Origin of the sequence: Mesorhizobium sp. M0074, assembly GCF_040322975.1 — a bacterium.
GTDB lineage: Bacteria > Pseudomonadota > Alphaproteobacteria > Rhizobiales > Rhizobiaceae > Mesorhizobium.
Genome location: NZ_JAMYUM010000003.1, coordinates 342,245 through 367,089 on the forward strand (window position 1 = coordinate 342,245; position 24,845 = coordinate 367,089).

Here is a 24,845-nt window from a genome sequence, read left to right on the forward strand (position 1 = left end):
GCAGCCAGGCATTCCATGACAGTCGATATCCAGCCGCAGGGCAAGGAACGCGTACACTGGCTGCCGATGGTCGCGGCGATCTCGTCGATCAGCGTCGTCGGCATTGCCATCGGCCTTGGCATGCCGCTGCTCAGCGTGATCCTGGAAACGCGTGGCCATTCCGCGTCGATGATCGGTCTCAACACCGCGGTCGCCGGCCTCGCCTCTATCGCCGGCGCGCCGCTCGCCACCCCGCTCGCCATGCGGTTCGGGGTCGCCTGGACGATGCTTGCCATGATCGCCGCCGGGGCGCTGGCATTTGTCGGTTTCCATTTCGCGCCAGCTTTCTGGATGTGGTTTCCGCTGCGCGTGCTGCTGCATATCGCGCTGACGGTGCTGTTCATCCTGTCGGAATTCTGGATCAGCACCTCGGCGCCGCCACACCGGCGCGGACTGGTCCTCGGCATCTATGCCACCGTGCTGTCTCTCGGCTTTGCCGCCGGGCCTTGGCTGTTCGCCCATCTCGGCAGCAGTGGCTTCCTGCCCTTCGGCGTTACCATCGCCTTGGTTACGCTCGCTGCCATACCGGTCCTGGCGGCACGCAACGAGAGCCCGACGATCGTCTCGGACGGCGAAACCAGCAATTTCCTGCGTTACATCTGGCTGGTGCCGACGGCAACCGCCGCCGTGCTGGTGTTCGGCGCGGTCGAGACCGGCGGCTTTGCACTGTTCCCGGTCTACGGTAGCCGCATCGGCTACTCAGAGGCGGACGCCGCCCTTTTGCTCACCATGATCGGGCTTGGCAATGTGCTGTTGCAGATCCCGATCGGCATGATCAGCGACCGCGTCAGCGACCGCCGCTATCTGCTGATGGCCTGTGCCACTGTCGGGCTTGCCGGCACGGTCTTCATGCCGTTCTTCGCGCATAACTGGCATTTGATGGCAGCGCTTCTGTTCATCTGGGGCGGTGTGGTCGCCGCTATGTATACAATCGGTCTTGCTCACCTCGGCTCCCAGCTTTCCGGCCACGAACTGGCCTCCGCCAACGCCGCCTTCGTTCTCTGCTACGGCGTCGGCATGGTGCTTGGCCCGCAGGCAATCGGCATCGGCATGGACGCTTTCGGGCCGTCGGGCTTCGGTTGGGCGCTCGGCCTGTTCTTCGCCTGCTATATCGTGCTGGTCGGCACCAGGCTGCTCCGCAAAATCCTCTGAGTCGGCCCAGCTGCCGACATCGCTCCCACTGCTGACCAACTCCTGACACAACCATGTCAGGAGGGCTCGAGTATATGCTCCCCCAAAATGCATAGCAGGGAGACCTCGGATGATCGATAGTGGCTTTGAAACGAAATCGCTGCGGATGGAATTGCTGCTGCTGGTGACCTTTCAGGCACCGGCAGCCGATGTCGACCGCATCATGGAGGCGGTGGTCGCGATCGTACCGCTCGGAATGGGCAAATATGACAGCAATGCTTTCCAGTCGGCGGACGGCATCGAACGCTACCGGCCGCTTGAAGGTGCCGCCGCCGGCGCCGAGACGGAATTGCGCAGGCGGCCAGGGACTGTCGAGGTGTCGTTCGAACTGCCTGACGACCAGAAGCTCGCCGCTCGCGTCGTCGAAGCGATTTACCAGGTTCATAGCTATCAGGAGCCGGTGATCCGCATTCAGCCACTGCTTGCCAGCCGCTCCAAGGGTCTCGACGACCGCGCCAACCCGAACCGCTGGTGGAACACGACGGGAGACTGGAAGAAGGCGTTGCAACCGGAAACCGTCGCGGCGGAGTGACCGGAACCTGGTCGTATCTCGGTTTGAATTTGGCTGTCAGGAAGCCTGCCGATGAATGATGAAGCAAACCGCAAACCGGCAAGCGATCCCCAGGACCTGGCGCGGCTATTGGTTTCTCGCGAGCAAGCGGGAGACGCGGAAGGAATGGCTGCTCTTTACGAACCCGGTGCCATCCTCGCTACCGGCAACGGACAGTTGGCCTGCGGCAGAGATGCCATCCGCCGATTTTACGCCAAGTTGGTGGCAGCGGGACGAAAGTTTGATCTCGGAGATCAGCGTCCGGCTATCATCAACAGGGATTTGGCGCTCACTTCCACGCGCCTTGCCGATGGCACCGTTACTGCGGAAATCGCTCGCCGGCAAGGTGACGGGAACTGGCTTTGGGTGATCGATCAGCCGTCCATCGCTCGATACTCATAGCTAGCATTCAAACTGAGACGCCACCCGGAGGACGGCCGGAGGCACACAGGAGCCTCCCGCGGCTGTCGGCACCCAATCAAATTGTCGGGTTTTGGTAGCACATCAATGTCCGCTTCGTCCCCAGCCTCCATCGGCTGGCAATAAACCCGGACAACTCATGTGCTACCTAATCCGGACAACTCATCTGCTTACGACACAGAACCTGGACAAGGGTTGACTTTCCGGGCGCGTTCTTTATGTGTCGCGGCAAGTTTCCCGCGTCCGGGTGTTTCCCGTGCTCCAGCGGCCAAAACTCCACGAACATTAACGGACGAACATCATGGCCAAAGCCGCAAACATCAAGATCAAGCTTCTGTCGACCGCCGACACCGGTTTCTTCTACGTGACCAGCAAGAACAGCCGCACCAAGACGGACAAGCTGTCGTTCCGCAAATACGACCCGGTCGCCAAGAAGCACGTCGAATTCAAGGAAACCAAGATCAAGTAATCGGGTTTTCTCTCGCAGTACCGAAACGCCGCCTTCCGGGCGGCGTTTTTCATTTCGGGATGCAGGATTAGCCGATGCGATCGCCGCTTGCCGGATCGAACAGATGGAGCGATGCCGGATCAGCCGATAGGCGCACGGCCTCACCCGGCTTCACGCTGGCCCGGCCCATGGCAAACACGCAGACCTGCTGGCCGGCAAGCCCGGCATAGAACTGGGTGGACAGGCCGAGCGGCTCCACGACACCCACCTCGCCCTTCAGCGCGCCATTGTCGGCGAGCCGGATATGCTCGGGCCGCAAGCCGACGGTGATCGCATCGCCATCCCTGAGCGGCAGGCCGTCCGGCAGCCTCAGCTTCTGGCCGTCGGCCAGGATGGCATCCGGCTTGGCGCCCTTTTCAACTACGGCAGGCAGAAAATTCATGCCGGGCGAGCCGATGAACCCGGCGACGAACATGTTGACCGGCCGGTCGTACAGATCGAGCGGCACACCGACCTGCTGGACGAGGCCGTCATGCATGACGACGATGCGGTCGGCCATTGTCATCGCTTCGGTCTGGTCGTGGGTGACATAGACCGAAGTGGTCTTCAATTGCTGGTGCAGCGCCTTGATCTCGGCACGCATGTGGACGCGCAGCTTGGCGTCGAGGTTCGAAAGCGGCTCGTCGAAGAGAAAGACCTTCGGGTCGCGCACGATGGCCCGTCCCATGGCGACGCGCTGGCGCTGGCCGCCGGACAATTGCCGCGGCAGGCGTTGCAGAAGCGCATCGAGCCCGAGCCGCTTGGCGGCACTGTCCACCCTTGCATCGATCGCCGGCTTGCCGGCCTTTCTCAGCATCAGGCTGAAACCCATGTTCTTCGACACGTCCATGTGCGGATAGAGCGCGTAGGACTGGAACACCATGGCAATGTCGCGGTCCTTTGGCGCAATGTCGTTGACCAGGCGCTCACCAATATGGATTTCGCCGTCGGAGACTTCCTCCAGCCCGGCGATCATACGCAGCAGTGTCGATTTCCCGCAGCCGGACGGGCCGACCAGAACGACGAACTCGCCGTCGGCGATTTCGAGATCGACCGCGTGCAGAACGCGCACGGCTCCATAGTCTTTGCGGACTTTGTCGAGTGTAACGGAGGCCATCGATCTATCCCTTGACGGCACCGGCGGTAAGGCCGGTGACGAGGTAGCGTTGCAGGAAGGCAAAGAAGACGCAGACCGGGATCAGCGCCAGGATGGAAGCAGCCATCATCTGTCCCCAGTCGACCGCGAATTTGCCGATATAGGTGAGCAGGCCGACCGCGAAGGTCTTCTGGTCGTCGCTGGAAATCAGCATCAGCGCAAACAGCAACTCGCTCCAGGCGGCGGTAAAGACGAAGCCGAGCGTCGCGCCCATGCCGGGTAGCGTCAGCGGCACGATCACCTTGCGCATCGCCTGCAGGCGCGTGCAGCCGTCGATCATGGCTGCCTCTTCCAGGTCTCGCGGGATGCCGTCGAAGAAAGATTGCATCAGGAAGGTCGCAAAGGCCGTATTGAACGCGGTGTAGATGATGACGAGGCCGGTCAGGCTGTTGATGAGGCCGATCTGTCCCATGATGCGGTAGATCGGCGGAATGACCATCACCAGCGGAAAAGTCTGGGTGAGCAAAAGCAGGATGGCCAGGGTCGCCTTGCCGCGGAAGGAAAATCGCGACATGGCGTAGCCGGCCAGCGTGGCAATGACCGTTACGAAGGCTGCCGTCGACACCGAAACGATAACGCTGTTCAGGAAATAGCGCGGAAAATCGGTGGCTTCGAGCACGGTGACGAAGTTCTGCAGCGTCGTTTGCGACGGCCAGAAAGTGATGCCTTCGGAATAGAGCAGCCGCTCCGGCGTGACCGAGATCTTCAACGTCCAGAAGATCGGGAACAGCGCGAAGGCCATATAGGCGGCGATGGCGCCGTAAAGGCCGATGCCGCCGAGAATGCGCGAGGAGACGGAGCGTCCGGCAATCATCAGACGTGCCTCACCAGCGAGCGGCGGATGCCTATCAGCGCAATCGCATAGACGATGAGCAGCACAAGCAGCAGCACCGCCACCGCCGAGGCATAGCCCTTATCCAGTGACTTGAACGCGCTGACATAGATATAGACCGGCACCGTGGCGGTCGAACCGGCAGGCCCGCCTTCGGTCATGACGAAGATCAGGTCGGCGAATGTGGCGATCCATATCGTGCGCAGCATGACGGTAATGACGATGGTCGGCGCCAGGAACGGCAGCGTCACCTTGGTGAAGCGCTGCCACGGCGAGGCGCCGTCGATCGCCGCCGCCTCATGCAGTTCTGACGGGATCGACTTCAACGCCGCCAAAAGCGTGACGGCAAAAAAGGGAATGCCGAACCAGACATTGGCGACGATCGGCCCCCACATGGCTGTCGAGGGATCGGAGAGCACGTTGGTTGGCTCGGCTTTCAGCCCCAAGGCGTAGAGCCAATGCGGCAGCGGCCCGATGATCGGGTTGAACAGCCAGGCCCAGGTCAGGCCCGAGAGGAAGGACGGTACCGCCCAAGGCAGGAACACCACGGCCTGCACGATCTTTCTGCCCCGGAACGGCGTATCGAGCAGCAGCGCCAGGCCAAGTCCAAGGAAAAATTGGAAGAACAGGCTGGCTGCCGTCCACCATAGCGTGTTGACGAGCGCCTGCCCGAGCACAGGATCCGACAGCATCGCCTGATACTGCCCAAGCCCGACATATTCGGATTTGAAAGCGGAGAATTTGCGGAACGAGTAGCCGACACCGATAACCAGCGGCACCAGGAGCACGACGACCAGCAGCGCGATCGCCGGGCTGAGATAGAGCCAAGGCTCGATCGCGGCATGGGATAGCCGCTTCTTTCGCGGCCTGCCGGCGGATCGGATTTCGGACACGGCATAGGTCATTGGTACTTGATCGTCTCCTGGGTAAGCACGGGCTGGCGACAGCGCCTTCCCCGTTTACGGGGAGATGCCGGTCCACCCTCCGCAGCTGCAGCGCAGCTGCTGCGGAGGACGGGCAGGCAGATGAGAAGCAGCGCGAGCCAAGTCGGGTTGGCGCCGCCCCTCATCCGTCACGTCGTGACACCCCCTCCCCGTGAACGGGGAGAAGGAACAAAAGCTATTTCTTGTTCTTGGCCAGCCAGTCCTGCTGTTCCTTGGTCAGGAACTTGGCCCATTCGTCGGCCACGTCCTTGGCCGCCTTCTGGCCAAGAAGCACTTCCTGAAAATTCTTGATCGCCACCTGGTCTACGAAATTGCCAAGGTTTTCCAGATGCGTCGGAGGCGTCACCATCTCGTATTTGTCGCCGTTGTTCAGTTCCTCGAACCAGCCTTTGAACTGCTCGGTCCTGAAGTGGGCGTCCTGGTCGGCGCCGTTGTGGATTGGAATGACACCGACTTCCTTTGCCCATTCCAGATTGTCCTTGGGCGACAACAGCGTCGCCATCAGCTTCCAGGCATCGTCCTTGTGCTGGGAATTGGCGAACATCGCCCAGCCGGCATAACCGAGCGTCGGATAGGATTTGCCGCTCGGCCCGACCGGCATCGGCGCCACGGCGAAATCGTCGGCGCTCATCTTGTCGGCGATGCCGAGCAGCGCGTCGGGATCCTGGTTCAGCATGGCGCAGGTGCCGCTGTAGAAGCCGGTGACGGTCTCGTTAAAACCCCAGCTCACCGCATCTTTCGGCGCCAGGCCGTTCTTGTACATGTCGGCGAGCATCTGCAGGCCCTTGACCGAGCCTTCCTCGTTGATGGTCGAGGTGCCGTCCTCGTTGAAATAGCCGCCCTTGCCGGCGGCGATGTTCATGAACATATGCATGCCGTTGAAGGCGCCCGGGCCGCCGCGCAGGCAGTAGCCGTATTTGCCCGGTATCGCCGAGATCTTCTTGGAGTCTTCGACGAATTCATCGAGCGTCGCCGGCGGACCGTCCAGACCGGCCTCCTTGAACAGCTTCTTGTTCCAGAACAGCGCGTTCAGGTAATAGCCGTAAGGGATCATGTACTGCTTATTATCGACCGTCGAGCCGAACTGCTTGGCACGCTCGCCAAGCGTTTTGGCATCGTCCCATTTGGCCATGTATGGCCCGAGATCCTCGAGCTGGCCGTTGGTCGCATAAAGACCCATCCAGCGTTCCGGCATCTCGACGATGTCGGGCGTGTCGCCGGCCTGCACCATGGTGAGGAACTTCTCGAACGCCTGGCCCCAGGGCAGCGATACCAGCTCGACCTTGACACCCGGATTGGCCGCCTCGAATTCGGCGATCTGCTTCTTGAGGAATTCGGTACGCGGCGGGCTGGTGATGACCTCGACCATCTTGACCGTGGAATCGGCCAGCACGCTGCCGGCGGAAATCGCCAGACCCGCGACGGCACCAAGAAGGATGCTCAGTTTTTTCATGTTCAGCACTCCCATTTTGAACGGCTCCTTTATCTTTTTGCTCTGTCGAAGGCCTGGGCAACATCCGCCCACAGGTCTTCGACACTTTCCAATCCGACACTGAAGCGGATGGTTCGTGGGCTGACGCCGAAGCGCGCCATCGAATTCAGGCCCGGCGTCTGCTCGAGCGAGGCCTTTGCCGGAACAACCAGGCTCTCATGGCCGCCCCAGCTGACGCCGATGCGAAAGAGTTTCAGCGCATCGACGAAAGCCGGGATATCGACGTCTTCCGTCACTTCGAACGAGAACAGCCCGGCATAGCCGGCAAGCGTCGCCTTGCCTCGATGGTTGGAATAGGCCGGGTGGTTGACCCGCTCGACATGGTCATGCGCTTTCAGCCGTTCGGCGATGGTCAGCCCGCTCTTCATGTGATGCGGCAACCGCAGCGGCAATGTGCGCAGGCCACGCAGCAACAGCCAGGCCTCGAAAGGCGAAAGTTTGCCGCCGAGATAGGAATAGGTCTGCTCGTTGATATGTCGGATATGGGCGGCCGAACCGGCCACCACACCGGCGACGGTGTCGCTGTGGCCGCCGAGATATTTCGAGGCCGAATGCAGCACCAGGTCGACACCGTGCGAAATCGGCTTCTGGAACACCGGCGTCGCCCAGGAATTGTCGATCGAGGTGATGATGCCCTGCTCTTTGGCCAGCCGCGCCAGGTGGGTTATGTCCTGGAGTTCGAACATCATCGACGTCGGGCTTTCCAGGTAGAGCAGCTTGGCGCCGGGAAGTGCTGCCGCGACCGCGTCCGGATCGGAACCGTCGACATAGTCGACCTTGATGTTGAGCCGTGGCAAAAGCCGTTCGAACAGCCGGTAGGCATCGCCGTAGCAATTGCGCACGACAACCATGCGCTCACCGGCACCGACGAAAGCAAGCACCGTGGCGCTGATCGCCGCCATGCCGCTGGAAAAGCCGCGCGCGGCCTCCGCGCCTTCGAGAGCGGCGACACGCGCCTCGAACTCCATGACCGTCGGGTTGTCGCCGCGCGAATAGATCGGCTGACGTCGCCTGCCGGCGAATGTGTCGGCCATCTCGGCATAGTCGGCGAAGGTGAAGAGCGAAGTCTGGTAGATCGGCGGGACCACCGCGCCGCCGGGGAAAGGCTCGTCATGGGCGAGAAGCGTCGCTGCCTCGGCGAGATAGTCGTTTTCGAAACCGGCGGGATGATCGCTCATTTCTGGCCTGAAAGTTCGAGTTTGGCCGCGCCGCGCTTCAGATCGTCCTCGACGGTGGCGATCAGCTTGAGCGCCTCGGCCCGGGCCCCCTCCGGATCGTGCGCGGCGATGCGTTCGTAGATGGTGCGGTGGTAAGGAAAGCTGGCGTGGCCGAAATCACGCACGCCGAGCGGATGCTCCCAGAAACGATGGAACAGTTCGTGCATGGCGGCGATGATCTGCTCGAACAGCGGATTGCCGGAACTGCGGTAGATCGACTGATGGAATTCCCAGTCCTCCTCCGCCGACATCCCGGCGCGGGTGTGGAAGGCCTGCTCCATAATGTCGAGCTTGCGCCCGATCTCGACGAGATCTGCCTGGCCCGCGCGGACGGCGCACAGGGCGGCGGCTTCCGCTTCCAGTGCCCGGCGGATTTCCAGCGTCTGCATCAGGCTGGTGAAATCATTGCCGCCGGCCAGCGTCAGCGGCATGTGCAGCATGTCCAGCGAGACCACTCCCTTGAGATAGGTGCCGCTGCCTTGCCGCCGTTCGACCAGGCCGAGCCCTTCCCAGCGCGTCAGCGCCTCGCGCACGGTGTTGCGGCTCACCTTGAGGCGCTCGGCAAGGATGCGTTCGGTCGGCAGTCTCTGGCCGGGCCCGAGAGCTTCCCGCATCACAAAGCCGGCCAGCGCCTTGAGCACCGCGTCGTCGCGAGCAGTTGCCTGTATGGGGGAAAGGCCGAATTCGGTCATGCCAACGGGTCACCAAATGGCTCAATGGTCCAACCAATTTCTGCATAGAAGACGGGCCCTGTCAACCGACTGCGGGCGCATACGCTCTGCCCAGCCGGCTATTTCAAAGGGCGCTGTCGCTGCCGTAACAAAAACCAAGCGTTTTCCGGGTCTTGGCGTAGAATCCTGATGTATTTTGAAAATTGGGGGCCGGCCGGCGTTTGGCAGCGGTACGAGGAGGCCACTATGTGCCAGCGCCGGCCGGCCGACCCCACGGACCCAGGAGATGCGGCGGACCTGAGCATCATGGGGTATTCTTCGGGTCGAACCGGCGATCTAGCCTCGTGCCGGTTACGTCTAAGGGCTGCACATTTGCGCAACAACTTATGGAAATCAACCGTTTCTTAACCAAGCCTCGCAAATCGCTTAGATTAAGGTAAATTCGTAACCTTGTCGCGTTGACCGGGCAATTGGTGTTCGGTGCTAAGCCGCCTTGGCGACGACGCGATTGCGGCCGCCGCTCTTGGCTTCGTAGAGCGCGAGGTCGGCGCGTTTCATCAGCGCCGAGACCGTGTCTACCCCCTTCAGCACCGACGACACGCCGACGCTGACGGTGACTTCGACGGCCTTGCCTTCGGTGCCGACGGCAAACGGCAGCTGGGCGATTTCGGCGCGAATGCGCTCGGCGACCTTTTCGGCTACCGCGCCGTCGGTGTCCGGCATCACCACGACGAACTCCTCACCGCCGAAGCGGCAGGCCAGGTCGATGCCGCGCACATTCTTGCGCAGCCGCCGCGCGAATTCGCGCAGCACGTCGTCGCCGCCGTCATGGCCATGCGCGTCGTTGATGCTCTTGAAGCGGTCCAGATCGGTGATCATCACCGACAGCGGCCGGCGCCGTGCCACGGCGCGGTCGAACAGCGTCTGCAGATGGCTGTCGAGATAGCGGCGGTTGTGCAGGCCGGTCAGGGCATCGGTCACCGCCATCTCGATGGTCTGGGTGACGCTGGCGCGAAGCTGGTCGTTGTAGCGCTTGCGGCGCACCTGCGTACGCAGCCGCGCGGTCAGCTCCTGCTGGTCGATCGGCCGCATCAGATAATCGTTGATGCCGAGTTCGAGGCCGCGGATGATACGCCCCTCCTCGCCCTCGTCCGCCAGAAGGATGATCGGCAGGAAACGGGTGCGATCGAGCGAGCGCAATTGCGAGCAGAGCCTCAGCGGGTCGAAATCGGCGAAGGCCGTCGAGATCATCACGCATTCATACGGCTGCTCGGCGGCCTGGAAGAAGCCGGCATGCGGATCTTTGGCGACGTCGAGATCGGCACTGCCGCGCAGCATCTTCTGGATGCGCTCGAACGAGGATTTGCGCTCGTCGACCAGCAGCACCTTCGGCACCGCATCGTCAGTAGCGAAGTTGCGGCTCAAAAGCTCCTCGATGCCGATATTGCGTGTCGTCGAGGCGCGCAGCCGCAGCTCGTCGGTCAGCGATTTCAGCCTGACCAGGCTCTTGACGCGCGTCATCAGTTGCAGATCGTTGACCGGCTTGGTCAAAAAATCGTCGGCGCCGGCCTCGAGGCCGCGCACCCGGTCCGAAACCTGGTCGAGCGCGGTGATCATCACGACAGGGATGTGCGATGTCGCCGGGTCGCCCTTCAGCCGCCGGCAGACCTCGAACCCGTCCATATCGGGCATCATCACGTCGAGCAGCACGACGTCGACCTTGCCGTTCTCGCAGATCTCGATCGCGTCCGGCCCGTTGGTGGCGGTCAGGACCTCGAAATATTCGGCGAGCAGCCGAACCTCCAGCAGCCTGACATTTGCTGGGATGTCGTCGACGACGAGGATCCGCGCGGTCATTTCACAAAGCTCCGGCTCGGCTGGAAAGATACATCAGGCATCGCCCAGGTAGGATTTGATGGTTTCGATGAAACGCGGCACCGAGATCGGCTTGGAGATATATGCCTCGCAGCCGCCCTGGCGAATGCGCTCCTCGTCCCCCTTCATCGCGAAGGCGGTGACGGCGATGACCGGGATGACGTGGAGATCATCGTCCTCCTTCAGCCATTTGGTGACCTCGAGGCCCGACACTTCCGGCAGCTGGATGTCCATCAGGATGAGGTCCGGCCTGTGCTGCCGCGCCAGATCCAGCGCTTCCAGGCCGTTGCGTGTGCGCACCGTCTCGTAGCCGCTCGCTTCGATGAGGTCGCGAAAGAGCTTCATGTTGAGCTCGTTGTCTTCGACGATCATAACCTTCTTTGGCATCGATTTCCCGTCCCGGCTGGCCTTCCACTCGAAGGGTGCCGTCATGCGCCCCTTGTCGGCACGCACCAAACCTGTTCCCACTATACGGCAATATGATTGACGAAACGGAAACCGGTCGCCCTAAAAGCGTTCGGATTCCAGGTCGGCGAGCTTGCTGCCGGCGACACTTGCCACTACTGCGAAAACAGAACGATTCCGCCCATGAAGGAAGGTAGCGATGGCAAACGCAGCGTCAATGCGCGAGGAAGCGGAAACGGTTGCCGTAAAGGCGTTGGGCTTCGTCGCCGCCGATTCGGAACTTCTGCCCCGCTTCCTGGCGATCACCGGCATCGAAGCCCATTCCATCCGCCGGGCGGCGGGCGAGCCGGGATTCCTGGCCGGCGTGCTGCAGTTCATCCTTGCCCACGAGCCGACGTTGATGCGTTTTTCCGAGGAGACCGGAACGCCGCCCGCCGCAGTCGGCAAGGCATTGCGGGCGCTGCCGCTCGGCGACGACAATCATGAGCATTCGATATAAGCGGCGATCCCGAGACTGCGGGCAGATCGCGGCGGCGAAAATCGTGAGCGCACTCGGGCGTTAACGCCAGCCGCTTCTAGAGCAATTCCAGGAAAAGTGTGAAACGGTTTTCCGTCCGGATTGTGCAAAAACAAAGACATGGAGCGGTTCGGCGTTTCCGGGAAACGATGAACCGCTCCAAGCTCGGCGCTTAGGGTTTCAACTTCGCCCCTGCCCCGCCATTGTCATTCTCGCCCGAGCCATGATCCGGAACGGTAGCCTCGCTTGGGTCCATGACGGGGTTGTCCTGAACGGCATCGGCCGGCTTCAGCATGGCGCCGTTGACCGTGACCGAACCGTCTGCCTTAGCGTTGACGACCCATTCCAGTCGACCATCCGGCAGCGCCTTGCCAAATCCTTTGACGGCGAGTGCGAAGGGGAAATACTGCGCCGCTTCCGGCTCGGTCTTGGCCGCCGTCTGCAGAGCCTCCACAATCTTGTCATAGCCCGCGACATCGATGGTCATGCTCGCCTCGGGCTTCTTGCCGGGGAACGTCATTTCACCTTCCATCGCAATCTCGATGTTGCCGTTCTTGATCGTGCTGTGTCCGAGAATGGCCTTTGGCGTCTTGGCCAGGAAATCGGCGAAGATCTGGTTGCCGAAATCTGCCGGCAGCGGTGGATCCTTGCTGAAATCAAGGGTTTCGATGGTTTTCTTCGCCATGCTGTCCAGATCGATGTTGGTGCCGCCGAAGTTGAGGTCGATATCCGTCGGCAGCAACGCAACGCTCCAGCTGGGCAGCACCTGCTGTGGTATTGTCAGGCCGGAAACCTTGAACGCGTAGTTGATCTTGCCGTCCTTGGCGATGCCGTCCATGCCGACGGCGGTATTCAGTTGCGTCGCACCGAACTTGCCTACCGGGCTCTCCACCACAAAGTCCTTGAAGCCGTAGGTGCCGTCGATCCGCTCCCACAATGGCAGTGCTGCCGTCAGAAGCGATTTGAACTCCGCCTCATCCGCCTTGAATTTGGCTGCATCATCAGTCGCCACGATGAAAGCAAGCAGGTCGAGCAGCGGCTTTGTCCGCAAACCCTTGCCGGACGCATCCACGGAAAGTTCAGGCGCTTTTACAGCAGCCGGAAAACTCAACCCACTTTTGGGATCGTTGACTTTGATCGTTTCGGCGAAGTTCGTTATTTTTTCCATCACCGTGAAATCGATGCCGCCATTTGCGGATTTGGTCGAAACTATTACGGCAGTGCCAGCACCGACCGTGACATCCGCCTGCTGCTTGGGCTCTCGGGTGGTCATCGTCATGCCAGCCATCGAACCGGTTGCGCTCGCGAAAGCGGCCAGGTCGGGGTCATAAACTCCGGTGAACTTGTTGTCCGACACGGAGAAGTCGATGTGCTGCGCCCCCTCAGGGCCAACGAAATCGATAGACCCCTTCGGGGACACGTCCGCCGAAACGTCCCAGTGTCCATCTTGGCGTGGCTTGACCAAGATGAAGTAAGGCGTGACGTCGAACTTGAAGGCTTGCTGCTTTGCCATCAAATCCGTGACTGGCTTGAAGTCGAAAGCGAGCTTGTAGGCATCGCCGTCGACTGAAATTTTCACGAACCCGATATCGAACAGCTTCTTGCCGATGTAGTGCGCCAGATCGTCGGAAAGCTGCTTCGCGCCTTGCCTGTCGACCGCTTGGCCGAAGGCCGGTGCGCTGCAGGCAAGAAGTAAAACAAGTGGCAAAACGCGCTTCATCTCGATCCTCACTTAATCGCGGCCCTCAAGCCGTTCTATCACTGGTAGGCAAATACCATCGCAGCCGCAAGAGAAGGCCTATGTGTTGCGGAGCTGTTACAGCACCAGCCGCATCAGCGGTCGGCCTGGCTTACGTTCGACCAACCGCTGGAACCCGGCCTTTTCGAAGACCCGCGACGAGCCGACGAACAGCCCGATCGAGCGCGAATCCTTCGATAGATCGATCGGGCAGGCTTCGATCAGCCGCGCTCCGTTCTGGCGGGCGAACTCGATGCCGCCTTGGACCAGGCGGTGCGACAGGCCCTTGCCGCGTGCTTTGGTGCGGATGAAGAAGCAGGAGATCGCCCAGACGCCCGGATCGCTGGCGTCGGCGGGGTCGATCGGCGCCGACCCCCTGCCCTGGTTGTTCCATTCGGGCACGTCGGCACGCGGGCCGATCTGCATCCAGCCGACCGCCTGGCCACCCTCGAAGGCCAACAGGCCGGGCGGCGGCCCGGCCTCGATCCGCGCCTTGATGTGGTCCTTGTTGCGCTCCCGGTTGCTCGCGCGGCGCGCTGCGGGCGACAGCCGGAAATGTGTGCACCAGCAGCCGTAGCAGGCGCCTTGCCTACCGAAAAGATCTTCGAAATCCGCCCAAAGCTCGGGCACTAGCGGCGCTATGGTCGTATTCATGAGCTCTCTCCCGGCCCACCGCCTTGTCGTGGCGTCCGTCCTGACGTACCATTGCATTTGTTCTCTTTATGTTCGCAGCGATGGCGGCCCCTGTCAACAATCCCGAACACGGTTTTTGCCGCGACTGCCTGAGTTTTCAGCGCAGCGAGGCAGGCCGTTGCGAGCGCTGCGGCAGTCCACGGCTCGCCCGCCATCCGGAGCTCTACCGGCTGCGCCTTGCCCATATCGATTGCGACGCGTTCTACGCGGCGGTCGAAAAGCGCGACAACCCGGCGTTGAAGGACCGGCCATTGATCATCGGCGGCGGCAAGCGCGGCGTCGTCTCCACCGCATGCTACATTGCCCGCATCCACGGCGTGCGCTCGGCAATGCCGATGTTCAAGGCGCTCGAAGCCTGCCCGGAAGCGGTGGTCCTGCCGCCGGACATGGAAAAATACGTGCGCGTCGGCCGCGAGGTGCGCGCCATGATGCAGGCGCTGACGCCGCTGGTCGAGCCGCTCTCGATCGACGAGGCCTTTCTCGACCTCGCCGGCACCGAGCGCCTGCATGGCCTGCCGCCTGCGGTGGTGCTGGCGCGCTTCGCACTCGGCGTGGAAAAGGAGATCGGCATCACCGTTTCGGCCGGCCTTTCCTACTGCAAGTTCCTGGCCAAGGTGGCGTCGGACTTCCGCAAGCCGCGCGGCTTTTCGGTGATCGGCGAGGCCGAGGCTATCGGCTTCCTGGCCGAGCAGCCGGTGACGCTGATCTGGGGGGTCGGCAAGGCCTTTGCCGCCACGCTCGAGCGCGACGGCATCCGCACCATCGGCCAGTTGCAGCGCATGGAACGTGGCGATCTGATGCGCCGCTACGGCGTCATGGGCGACCGGCTCTACCGGCTTTCGCGCGGCGAGGACGACCGTCGCGTCGTTCCCGACCAGGACGCGAAAAGTGTGTCGGCAGAAACCACTTTCGATACCGACATCGCCTCCGTCGACGAACTGGTTTCGGTGCTGAGGGCGCTGTCGGAAAAAGTCTCGGCCCGGCTGAAGAAATCCGGCATTGCCGGACGCACCGTCGTCCTCAAGCTGAAGACCCAGGATTTCAAGATCCGCACGCGCAATCGCCAGCTCGGCGATCCGACCCGGCTGGCCGACCGCATCTTTCAGACCGGGCTCGAGCTGCTGCGCAAGGAAGCGGATGGCACGAAATACCGGCTGCTCGGCATTGGCGTCAGCGATCTCTCCGACGATGACCGGGCGGACCCGCCCGACCTGGTCGACGTCCAGTCACGCAAGCGCGCCATGGCCGAAGGCGCCATCGACACGCTGCGCGGCAAGTTCGGCCGCAGGGCGGTGGAAACCGGCTATACCTTCGGCAAGGGCCGCGATGCCCATCCGCCCGAACCGGTCGAGGACTAGTTCCTCTGCACAGAGGTTTTGGTTCTTTGACAGAGCCTGAAAGGGCTGTGGATGGGAGCCTGCCGATCGGGCTGCCAATCTCCAAGGTTGCGATTAGCGATAAGCCACCACGTCTTCGTCATCCCAGGGCGGAGCAGGAGCGAAGCGACGTCGCGGAGACCCTGGGATCCATGCCGTGACGTCAGCCGAAGAATACAGCGGCTCAGAACGGCGCTTGTATCCGCAACTGTGCCAGCTACCCTTCAGCCATGACCGGCTATACCTACATGACCGCGAGCCAGAAGCGCGGCACGATCTACATCGGCGTCACCAACGATCTCGGCCGCCGCATGCCGGAGCACAAATCCGGCCAAGGTTCGCGCTTCCCCGGCCGCTACGGCGTGCAGCGCCTGGTCTGGTACGAGGAACATTTCGACATTCGTGACGCCATTCAGCGCGAGAAGTCGCTGAAGCGCTGGCCGCGGCAGTGGAAGATCGAGCTGATCGAGAAGACCAATCCAGAGTGGTTCGAGCTTTTTCGCGGAACGGGGTGGTAGTTCGGTTCTGGTCCGCAGGCGCACTGCCGCGTGATCCCAGGGTCTGCGCCGCGTCGCTTTGCTCCTTGCTCCGCCCTGGGATGACGAATTGGAGGGATGTTTCAGCCAATCTCCGAAGTTAGCGGTTTGCCACTGAAATTGGCCGCTGACAGAACTATCGACGGTTGCTGCCGATCGGCTTAGCGATTAGCGCAAACGCCCATCGCTTCGTCATCCTGGGGCGGAGCAAGGAGCGAAGCGACGCGGCGCAGACCCCTGGATCCATGCCGCGACATCAGAGCGCTGCCGTGGTGCGGAATTGTGCTCCGCTGCACTCTTCGGCTAAGGTTACCGCATGGATCCCAGGGTCTCCGCGACGGCGCTTCGCTCCTGCTTCGCCCAAGGATGACGAAGTTGGGGAAGTTTCGGCCGATCCCGAATGTTTATGAAGGTCCAACGAAACGAACGATGAAATCTTGGCTGCCGATCGGCTTCCAACCTGTCAAGATCGCTGTGCCGGGACTGACTGCTGCCCACCCCGAGCCGTCGTTCGCGTCGGTACTAAGCGTCAGATTTTCACAACCAGACCATGATCCCGAACCGAAGGTCCGCGTACGCGAAAAGATCATGATCAAACAAGAAGATCACGTGCGCTGCAGATCGATCCGGGTGGTCACCACACTTTTCCCGGTTTTCGGATCGGTATCGACGACGATCAGCCGCATGCCATCCTCGCCGTTCTTCTCGACCGTCATTTGCGCCTTGCGATCGCCATTGACCTCCTTCGCCCAACGGATGCCGAGATTGATTGCGTTGCCGGAGCGGCTGCCGCTCAATTGCGCCGGCCCGGTGCGCGATCCGACATAGGTGCCGGTGTATTTCGTCCCGCTCGATTTGAGATCGGCGCTGATGGCGCGCGTTACCACGATAAGACCGCGGCAGCTGCCGTCGAGCGATAGCGAGCTCGACGTTGCGTCGGAATTGAAATGACAGGAGACATTCACCGTCGGCGCATCGGTGGTCACCTTGACGATGCCTTTGCCGGCGAAATTCCCCTGGAATGAGCGAAGAAAATCCGGATCGTCGGCATGCGCTGCGCCGGCCCCGGCCGTCAGGCAGCCGGCAAGTACAAATCGTGCGAATGATTTCATCGGACCGCTCCTCGTTGGTATCCAAAACACAGAACGCAAGCAGTGACAGACCAACGCTTCCCTCAGTCGCGAGTTCCGGCTTCAACATCACTGCGTGAAGCGCTGCACGGCTGGCCCAGCCGAATGCGTCGGCTAGCGGTTGCGATGAGCGCTCCGGCTTGCGACATAGCCGCATGGCACCCGCACCCTCGATCCCCAAGGCCGCGTTCTGGATGGCGCTGTCGATCGCCTCGTTCCTGGCGATGTCGGTGGCTGGCCGCGCCACGACGGCCGAACTAAACGTCTTCCAGGTGCTCGAGCTGCGCTCGGTGATCGGCTTTTTCATCCTGTTGCCGCTGGTCATGATGTCAGGCGGTTTTGCGGCGATGCGCACCGGACGCCCGCTGGCTCATATCGCCCGCAACGTCGTCCACTATACCGGCCAGGCTGCCTGGCTCTACGCCCTGACGCTGATCCCGCTTGCGGTACTGATCTCGATCGAATTCACGACGCCGATCTGGACTGCTTTGCTGGCCGTCGGTTTCCTCGGCGAAAGGCTCTCCCGGCCACGGCTCGCAGCGATCGTGCTCGGGCTGATCGGCGTTGTGATCATCGTGCGTCCGGGCGTCGGCGCGGTCAATCCGGGACATGTAATCGTGCTGGGAGCCGCGGTCTGCTTCGGCGTCTCGGTGGTCCTCGTCAAGTCGCTGACGCGGACGGACAGCGTCGTGCGCATCATCTTCTGGATGCTGATCATCCAGTCGCTGCTTGGCCTGGTCCCGGCGCTTTACGAATGGCAAAACCCGCCGCTTGAGCTCTGGCCGTGGATCCTGCTCATCGCCTTCACCGGCATGTCGTCGCATTTCTGCATGGCCCGCGCACTTGTCTATGCCGATGCGACGGTCATCTCGCCAATGGACTTTTTGCGCGTGCCGCTGTCGGCGGTGATCGGATGGCTGCTCTATCACGAGCAGATCGACGCCTTCACCGCCGGTGGCGCCCTGCTGATCCTCATGGGAAATCTGCTCAACCTGCAGCGGAGAGCACCGCAACCGGCGGAGATCGCCGCTTCATAAGCGTGCGCTAACTCTTAGACCAGTTCCACCTCGACCACGCCCGGCACCGCCCGCATCGCCGACGCGATCTGAGGCGATACGCGGTAGCGGTTGGGCAACTCGATCTCGACCTCGCCCTCGCCGCCTTCCTTGATGACGATGATGCTCACCTGACTGTCGCCACGCTGGCCAAGCTGCGATTGGATTGTCGATGCCGGTGCGTCATTTCTGACGAAGATGCGCAACGCTTTCTGGATACGGCTTGCCTCTTCCTCCAACGACTGCACGGTCTGGATGCGCAGATTGACGCCTTCAGGCCTGTCCTCGGCCGAAACGGTGATCACCACAGAGCGGCCGGGTTCGAGCAAGTCGCGGTATTGCGCCAGCCCCTCGGAAAACAGCACCGCTTCATACTGGCCGGACGTGTCGGAGAATTGCACGACGCCCATCTTGTTGCCGGTGCGCGTCTTGCGCTCCTGCTTGGTGGTCACCGTGCCGGCGAGCCGGCCGGCGGCAGCACCGCGTTTAACGGCGGCCGAAAACTCGCCCCAGGTCTGCACCCGCATTTTCTGCAGCGCCGCCTTGTATTCGTCGAGCGGATGCGCCGAGAGATAGAACCCGACCACCTGGAATTCACGGTGCAGGCGGTCGGCGGCGAGCCAGGGATCGGTCGCCGGCAAGTTGAGCGCCTGCGACTGTGCGCCGAGCGAGGCGCCAAAGATGTCATGCTGGCCGGTGACGGCATTCTGCTGCGCCAGCGACGCCAGCCCCATCATCCGCTCGACGCCGGCCATCATCGCCGCGCGGTCATGACCGAAGCAGTCGAGCGAGCCGGCCATGATCAGGCTTTCGAAGACGCGCTTGCCGACGATCTTCGGATCGACCCTTTCACAGAAATCGGCGAGGCTCTTGAAGGGTTTTTCGCCGCGCGTGGCGACGATGTGCTCGACCGCCGCGTCGCCGACGCCCTTGAGCGCGGCCAGCGAATAGAAGATGCGGTTCTCGCCTACCTCGAAATCCCGGAACGACGTCATGACCGACGGCGCCACCACCTCGATGCCGAGGCGCAGCGCATCCTGGCGGAAATCGGCGAGCTTGTCCGTATTGCCCATGTCGAGCGTCATCGATGCCGCCAGGAATTCGACGGGGTAATGCGCCTTCAGATAGGCGGTCTGGTAGGAGACGACGGCATAGGCGGCGGCATGCGATTTGTTGAAACCGTAGTCGGCAAACTTTGCCAGCAGGTCGAAGATGAAGTCGGCTTGCGGCTTGCCGACGCCGCGCTCGACCGCGCCCGAAACAAAGCGCTCGCGCTGCTTGTCCATCTCGGCGCGGATCTTCTTGCCCATGGCGCGGCGCAGCAGATCGGCTTCGCCCAGCGAATAGCCGGAGAGCTCCTGCGCGATCTGCATCACCTGTTCCTGGTAGACGATGACGCCTTGCGTCTCCTTGACGAGATGGTCGATCTTCGGGTGGATCGACGCCATCTCCTCCTCGCCGTGCTTTCTGGCGTTGTAGGTCGGTATGTTCTCCATCGGCCCCGGCCGGTAGAGCGCGACCAGCGCGATAATGTCCTCGATACAGTCGGGCCGCATGCCGATCAGCGCCTTGCGCATGCCGGCACTTTCCACCTGGAACACGCCGACCACCTCGCCGCGCGACAGCATGGCGTAGGTTTCGGGGTCGTCGAGCGGAATGTGGGCAAGATCGATCTCGATGCCGCGGCGGCGGATCAGCTTGACGGCCCTGTCCAGCACCGTCAGCGTCTTCAGGCCAAGGAAGTCGAATTTCACCAGCCCGGCCTGCTCGACATATTTCATGTTGAACTGCGTGACCGGCATGTCCGAGCGCGGATCGCGGTACATCGGCACCAGCTCCGACAGCGGCCGGTCGCCGATGACGATGCCGGCGGCGTGCGTCGAGGCGTGCCGATAAAGACCTTCCAGTTTCTGCGCCGTATCGAGCAGCGTCTGCACGATCGGCTCACGCTCCGCCTCTTCGGCAAAGCGCGGCTCGTTGGCGATGGCGTCGGCGAGCTTGACCGGATTGGCCGGGTTCGACGGCACCATCTTGCTCAGCTTGTCGACCTGCCCGTAAGGCATCTGCAGCACGCGGCCGACGTCGCGCAGCACCGCGCGCGCCTGCAGCGTGCCGAAGGTGATGATCTGGCCAACCTGGTCGCGGCCGTATTTCCGTTGGACGTAGCGGATGACTTCCTCGCGCCGGTCCTGGCAGAAGTCGATGTCGAAGTCGGGCATCGACACGCGGTCGGGATTGAGGAAGCGCTCGAACAGCAACGAAAAACGCAGTGGGTCGATGTCGGTGATGGTCGTGGCATAGGCGACCAGCGAGCCGGCGCCCGAACCGCGGCCCGGGCCGACCGGAATCCCTTGTGCCTTGGCCCATTTGATGAAGTCGGCAACGATCAGGAAATAGCCCGGATATTTCATCTTCTCGATGACGCCGAGCTCGAAATCCAGCCTTTCGCGATATTGCTCGACGGTATAGCCGGGCGTCGGCCCGTGCGCCGCCAGCCGCGCCTCTAGCCCTTCATGCGCCTGCCTGGCAAGCTCCTGCGCCTCAGCCTTCACCGCAGCATCGGCGTCGGCGACATCGCGGCCGGCAAAGCGCGGCAGAATCGGATTGCGGGTCTTCGGGTAATACGAGCAGCGCAGCGCGATCTCGACGGTGTTGTCGATTGCTTCCGGCAGGTCGGCGAACAGCCTCGCCATATCGGCCTGGCTTCTCAGGAAGTGGTCGGGCGAAAGGCGGCGGCGATTGTCGGCCGCAACCACGGAACCTTCGGCGATGGCGATCAGGGCGTCATGCGCCTCATAGTCTTCACGAGAGAAGAAAAACGCCTCGTTGGTGGCAACCAGCGGCAGATCGTGGCGGTAGGCGAGATCGACCGACGACTGCTCGATGGCGCGGTCGTAGCCGGAGACCCGCTCAAGCTCGACATAGAGCCGGTCGCCGAACAGGCTCTTGAGCGCCGAGAGCCGGGTCTCGGCGAGTTCGCGGCGATCCTGTTTCAAGGCAGTGCCGATCGGACCGCGCGGCCCGCCCGTAAGGCAGATCAATCCGTCGGTGTGGCCCTGCAGCATCTCGCTCGTCAGATGCACCGCTTCGCCGGGCGGTGTCTCGAGGTAGACGCGGCTGACCAGCCTGACCAGATTGCCGTAGCCGGCCTCGGTTGCGGCGATCAGGACGACCGGCCGCATCTCCGGTCCTTGCCGCCTGCGGTCGCGCTGGCTGTCGCTCGCCTCGCCGGAAAAGGCGAGGTCGATCTGGCAGCCGATGATCGGCTGGATGCCGTCCTTTACCGCCTTCTGGGCGAATTCCAGCGCGCCGAACAGATTGTTGGTGTCGGTGACGGCGATTGCCGGGCATTCGTCCTGCACCGCATGGCCGACGATCTTGCCGAGCTGCAAGGCACCTTCGAGCAGCGAATAGGCCGAATGCACGCGCAGATGAATGAACCGACGCGCCGCCGCCTCCGCCCGCGACGCCTTTGCATAGGCCTCGCGCAGCAAGGGATCGCGTGGAAGTCTTTCATCCGCCATGGTTTTTTCGCGCCGCCTCACAAGGACTCAGTCGATGAAGATGTATTGTCCGGCACCGGGTAACACGAGTCCAGCGGTAGTGATTGGAGCTTTGGAAGTTTAGAGCAACCGCCGAAGCTGCCAATCTCCCCCCTCGTGGGGGAGATGTCCGGCAGGACAGAGAGGGCGCTGTCCCGCCAACCTCAGGTCGGAAACACAAAACCCGCCACAGCGGGCGGGTCATTGGAGCCAATTAACACCATAGCCAAATTAGTAGCATAGCTGCCGGCACAAAGCAAGAACAAAATACGCTGTGACGGCAAAAAAGTGCGAATTCCTCACGGCCTCGCCTTGTCCCTCCTCAAGCGAGCATGCTCAACCAATTGCAAAGTCGCGTTCCTTCGCGCCCCCCTCTGTCCTGCCAACTTCTGACGGGCGTCGAGGGCGGATTTCAGTACTCACGCAAATTCCATGATCACCGCGTCGACGGCAAGGCTGTCGCCGGGCTTGGCGTTGAGCTTCGAGACGATGAGATCGCGCTCGGCGCGCAGCACGTTTTCCATCTTCATCGCCTCGACCACGGCAAGCGTCTCGCCGGCCTTGACCTCCTGCCCCTCGGCAACGGCGATCGATACGACGAGGCCGGGCATCGGGCAAAGCAGCATCTTCGAGGTATCCGGCGCCACTTTTTCCGGCATCAGCCTTTCGAGCTCGGCGGTGCGCGGCAGCATGGCGCGGGCTGTCACCGAGATGCCTTTCCAGGCGATGCGGAACCCGTTCAGCACCGGCCTGACTTGCGCCGCGACCTTGCGGCCGCCGACCGCGCCGCGCCAGATGAGATCGCCCGGCCGCCAGTCGGAGGCCACCGTCAGCGGTTTGCCGCCGTCGATTGTGAGGTCGAGCTCGATCGGAATGGAAATCATGCCTTCGACGACGGCAACCGAAAGATAATCCCGGCCGATCTTCACCACCCAATCGCGTTTCAAGGCGCCCGAATGCGGCGCCAGCCGCCCGCCCAGCCGGTCGAGCCGGTCGCGGCGCAGCAGTTCGACCGCGGTTACGATCGCGGCCAGCACCGCGTTTTCTTCGCTGTTCGGCACAATGGGCGCGAAGCCGTCGGGATATTCCTCGGCGATGAACGCCGTCGATAGCCGCCCTTCCCGCCAGCGCGGATGCTGCATCAGCGCCGCCAGGAACGGTATGTTGTGCTCGATGCCGTCGACGACGAAACTGTCCAGCGCTTCCGACATCGCGTCGATCGCCGCCAGCCGTGTCGGCGCCCAAGTGCACAGCTTGGCGACCATCGGGTCGTAGAACATCGAGATTTCCGAGCCTTCGGTGACGCCGGTATCGTTGCGGATGACGATTTCGCCGAATTTTCCCTCTTCCGGCGGCCGGTATTTCGTCAGCCGGCCGATCGACGGCAGAAAGTTGCGATACGGGTCTTCGGCATAGAGGCGGCTTTCCACCGCCCAGCCGTTCAGCTTGACGTCGCTCTGCTTGATGGCGAGCTTTTCGCCGGCCGCCACGCGGATCATCTGCTCGACCAGGTCGATGCCGGTGACGAGCTCCGTCACCGGATGCTCGACCTGCAGCCGCGTGTTCATTTCCAGGAAATAGAAGTTTTTGTCGCTGTCGACGATGAACTCGACCGTGCCGGCGCTCTGGTAGTCGACGGCCTTGGCCAGCGCCACCGACTGCTCGCCCATGGCTTTGCGGGTCTTGGCGTCGAGGAACGGCGACGGCGCCTCCTCCACGACCTTCTGATTGCGGCGCTGGATCGAGCATTCGCGCTCGCCGAGATAGAGCGTGTTGCCATGCGCGTCGGCGAGCACCTGGATTTCGATATGGCGCGGATCGACGATGAATTTTTCGATGAAGACGCGGTCATCGCCGAACGAGCTTTTGGCCTCCGACCGCGCCCGGTCGAAGCCGTCGCGCACCTCTGCCTTGCTCCAGGCGATGCGCATGCCCTTGCCGCCGCCGCCGGCCGAAGCCTTGATCATCACGGGATAGCCGATTTCGCCGGCTATTCTTTCGGCATGGGCGGCGCTTTCGACGACGCCGAGCCAGCCGGGTACCGTCGACACCTTGGCCGCGTTGGCGAACTTCTTCGATTCGATCTTGTCGCCCATCGCCTTGATGGCCTTGGGCTTCGGGCCGATGAAGACGATGCCTTCCTGCTCCAGCGCTTCGCAGAAGGATGCCCGCTCGGACAGGAAACCGTAGCCGGGATGCACGGCCTCTGCTCCTGTCGCCTTGCAGGCGGCGATGATCTTTTCCGCGACCAGATAACTTTGCGCAGCCGGCGAAGGCCCGATATGCACCGCCTCGTCGGCCATTTCGACATGCACGGCGTCGCGGTCGGCGTCGGAATAGACCGCGACGGTGGCGATGCCCATCTTGCGCGCCGTCTTGATCACGCGGCAGGCGATCTCGCCACGGTTGGCGACCAGGATCTTTGTGAACATGCAGGCCTCGTCCCTCGGCTGCCCTTCTTTTACGGGCTTCCCGTTTTATGGGCTTCAGGGGGCCGGTCAAGGCAAAGTCGGAGCCTATCCCGCATGCAAATCGGCGGGCGCTGACGAAAATCCGGGGTCAGAACGTCGCTTCGTGCATAGCGCAGAGCTGAATGGTAAGTTAAATCTAACCTGGATTGCAGACTGCCTTGGGAGGATTGCCTGATGAAAACGCGCGCCGCTGTCGCCGTCGCCGCCGGAAAGCCGCTGCAGATCATGGAGGTCGACCTCGAAGGCCCTCGCGATGGCGAGGTGCTGGTCGAGATCAAGGCAACCGGCATCTGCCACACCGACGAGTTCACGCTGTCGGGCGCCGACCCGGAAGGTCTGTTTCCGGCGATCCTCGGCCATGAGGGCGCCGGCATCGTCGTCGACGTCGGCAAGGGCGTCACCTCGGTCAAGAAGGGCGACCACGTCATCCCGCTCTACACGCCGGAATGCCGGCAGTGCCCGTCCTGCCTGTCGCGCAAGACCAATCTGTGCACCGCCATCCGCGCCA

General features: G+C 62.3%; 22 protein-coding genes. 9 read left to right on the forward strand and 13 right to left on the reverse strand.

Translation table 11 applies throughout. The features are described 5' to 3' along the window. Positions 1-15 precede the first annotated feature (15 nt). From NKJ73_RS06810 to rpmG, 4 genes are all read left to right on the forward strand, one after another. Entirely contained in the window at positions 16-1,191 is a 1,176-nt protein-coding gene (locus tag NKJ73_RS06810) for an MFS transporter (protein ID WP_023679978.1), read from the forward strand. 109 nt (positions 1,192-1,300) lie between these two features. Further along, on the forward strand, positions 1,301-1,762 hold the full coding sequence (locus NKJ73_RS06815; protein ID WP_352568798.1) for a YqfO family protein: 462 nt from the start codon (positions 1,301-1,303) through the stop codon (positions 1,760-1,762). 51 nt (positions 1,763-1,813) lie between these two features. Next, positions 1,814-2,182, forward strand: a complete 369-nt coding sequence (locus NKJ73_RS06820) for a YybH family protein (RefSeq protein ID WP_352455648.1) — start codon at positions 1,814-1,816, stop codon at positions 2,180-2,182. A gap of 319 nt (positions 2,183-2,501) precedes the next feature. Continuing rightward, complete coding sequence (gene rpmG / locus NKJ73_RS06825; protein ID WP_006201775.1) at positions 2,502-2,669, forward strand: 50S ribosomal protein L33; 168 nt, start codon at positions 2,502-2,504, stop codon at positions 2,667-2,669. Between the two features lie 67 nt (positions 2,670-2,736). Here the strand turns inward: rpmG and NKJ73_RS06830 are convergent, their stop codons facing one another. The 8 genes from NKJ73_RS06830 to NKJ73_RS06865 form a co-directional block, all read right to left on the reverse strand. Further along, complete coding sequence (locus NKJ73_RS06830) at positions 2,737-3,804, reverse strand: ABC transporter ATP-binding protein (protein ID WP_352568799.1); 1,068 nt, start codon at positions 3,802-3,804, stop codon at positions 2,737-2,739. Positions 3,805-3,808: 4 nt separating this feature from the next. Continuing rightward, complete coding sequence (locus tag NKJ73_RS06835; RefSeq protein WP_352455646.1) at positions 3,809-4,657, reverse strand: carbohydrate ABC transporter permease; 849 nt, start codon at positions 4,655-4,657, stop codon at positions 3,809-3,811. Next, positions 4,657-5,580, reverse strand: coding sequence for a carbohydrate ABC transporter permease (locus NKJ73_RS06840; protein ID WP_352455645.1), 924 nt, complete (start codon positions 5,578-5,580; stop codon positions 4,657-4,659). Before NKJ73_RS06840 ends, NKJ73_RS06835 begins: the two co-directional genes overlap by 1 nt. Before the next feature lie 214 nt (positions 5,581-5,794). Next, a complete protein-coding gene (locus NKJ73_RS06845) occupies positions 5,795-7,072 on the reverse strand; it encodes an ABC transporter substrate-binding protein (RefSeq protein WP_031212851.1) in 1,278 nt (425 codons plus the stop codon). 29 nt (positions 7,073-7,101) lie between these two features. Next, positions 7,102-8,289: a PLP-dependent transferase gene (locus NKJ73_RS06850; RefSeq protein ID WP_352568800.1), complete on the reverse strand. Its 1,188-nt coding sequence runs from the start codon at positions 8,287-8,289 to the stop codon at positions 7,102-7,104. After that, entirely contained in the window at positions 8,286-9,020 is a 735-nt protein-coding gene (locus tag NKJ73_RS06855; RefSeq protein ID WP_023679986.1) for a FadR/GntR family transcriptional regulator, read from the reverse strand. The genes NKJ73_RS06850 and NKJ73_RS06855 overlap by 4 nt, the downstream gene beginning before the upstream one ends. A gap of 462 nt (positions 9,021-9,482) precedes the next feature. Continuing rightward, positions 9,483-10,856 (reverse strand): PleD family two-component system response regulator, encoded by a 1,374-nt coding sequence (locus NKJ73_RS06860; RefSeq protein ID WP_352568801.1) that lies wholly within the window; start codon positions 10,854-10,856, stop codon positions 9,483-9,485. 33 nt (positions 10,857-10,889) lie between these two features. Further along, positions 10,890-11,306: a response regulator gene (locus NKJ73_RS06865; RefSeq protein ID WP_348625950.1), complete on the reverse strand. Its 417-nt coding sequence runs from the start codon at positions 11,304-11,306 to the stop codon at positions 10,890-10,892. A gap of 172 nt (positions 11,307-11,478) precedes the next feature. On the opposite strand from NKJ73_RS06865, the gene NKJ73_RS06870 reads away from it, so the two are divergent. Next, positions 11,479-11,778: a DUF3572 domain-containing protein gene (locus NKJ73_RS06870; RefSeq protein WP_352568802.1), complete on the forward strand. Its 300-nt coding sequence runs from the start codon at positions 11,479-11,481 to the stop codon at positions 11,776-11,778. A gap of 190 nt (positions 11,779-11,968) precedes the next feature. On the opposite strand, the gene NKJ73_RS06875 is transcribed toward NKJ73_RS06870, so the two are convergent. Together NKJ73_RS06875 and NKJ73_RS06880 are read right to left on the reverse strand one after the other, a co-directional pair. After that, a complete protein-coding gene (locus NKJ73_RS06875) occupies positions 11,969-13,516 on the reverse strand; it encodes a hypothetical protein (protein ID WP_352568803.1) in 1,548 nt (515 codons plus the stop codon). A 96-nt stretch (positions 13,517-13,612) separates the two neighbouring features. Next, a complete protein-coding gene (locus tag NKJ73_RS06880) occupies positions 13,613-14,188 on the reverse strand; it encodes a GNAT family N-acetyltransferase (RefSeq protein ID WP_023679991.1) in 576 nt (191 codons plus the stop codon). 68 nt (positions 14,189-14,256) lie between these two features. Between NKJ73_RS06880 and NKJ73_RS06885 the strand changes: the two genes are divergently transcribed. Continuing rightward, positions 14,257-15,585, forward strand: a complete 1,329-nt coding sequence (locus NKJ73_RS06885; RefSeq protein WP_352568804.1) for a DNA polymerase IV — start codon at positions 14,257-14,259, stop codon at positions 15,583-15,585. A gap of 248 nt (positions 15,586-15,833) precedes the next feature. After that, positions 15,834-16,121: a GIY-YIG nuclease family protein gene (locus NKJ73_RS06890; RefSeq protein WP_352568805.1), complete on the forward strand. Its 288-nt coding sequence runs from the start codon at positions 15,834-15,836 to the stop codon at positions 16,119-16,121. 623 nt (positions 16,122-16,744) lie between these two features. On the opposite strand, the gene NKJ73_RS06895 is transcribed toward NKJ73_RS06890, so the two are convergent. Further along, a complete protein-coding gene (locus NKJ73_RS06895) occupies positions 16,745-17,251 on the reverse strand; it encodes a hypothetical protein (RefSeq protein ID WP_352568806.1) in 507 nt (168 codons plus the stop codon). A 173-nt stretch (positions 17,252-17,424) separates the two neighbouring features. On the opposite strand from NKJ73_RS06895, the gene NKJ73_RS06900 reads away from it, so the two are divergent. Then, positions 17,425-18,306 (forward strand): DMT family transporter, encoded by an 882-nt coding sequence (locus NKJ73_RS06900; protein ID WP_023679994.1) that lies wholly within the window; start codon positions 17,425-17,427, stop codon positions 18,304-18,306. Positions 18,307-18,320: 14 nt separating this feature from the next. Here the strand turns inward: NKJ73_RS06900 and dnaE are convergent, their stop codons facing one another. Both dnaE and NKJ73_RS06910 read right to left on the reverse strand, forming a co-directional pair. Beyond that, positions 18,321-21,848 carry a DNA polymerase III subunit alpha gene (gene dnaE, locus NKJ73_RS06905; protein WP_352568807.1) on the reverse strand — a complete coding sequence of 1,176 codons (3,528 nt, stop codon included), beginning with the start codon at positions 21,846-21,848 and terminating at the stop codon, positions 18,321-18,323. 437 nt (positions 21,849-22,285) lie between these two features. Beyond that, the gene (locus NKJ73_RS06910) at positions 22,286-24,298 is read right to left on the reverse strand and encodes an acetyl-CoA carboxylase biotin carboxylase subunit (RefSeq protein WP_352568808.1); all 2,013 of its coding nucleotides are present in this window, start codon (positions 24,296-24,298) and stop codon (positions 22,286-22,288) included. A gap of 213 nt (positions 24,299-24,511) precedes the next feature. Between NKJ73_RS06910 and NKJ73_RS06915 the strand changes: the two genes are divergently transcribed. Continuing rightward, positions 24,512-24,845 (forward strand): alcohol dehydrogenase catalytic domain-containing protein (locus NKJ73_RS06915; RefSeq protein WP_352568809.1); only part of this gene is annotated, 334 nt, incomplete at its 3' end.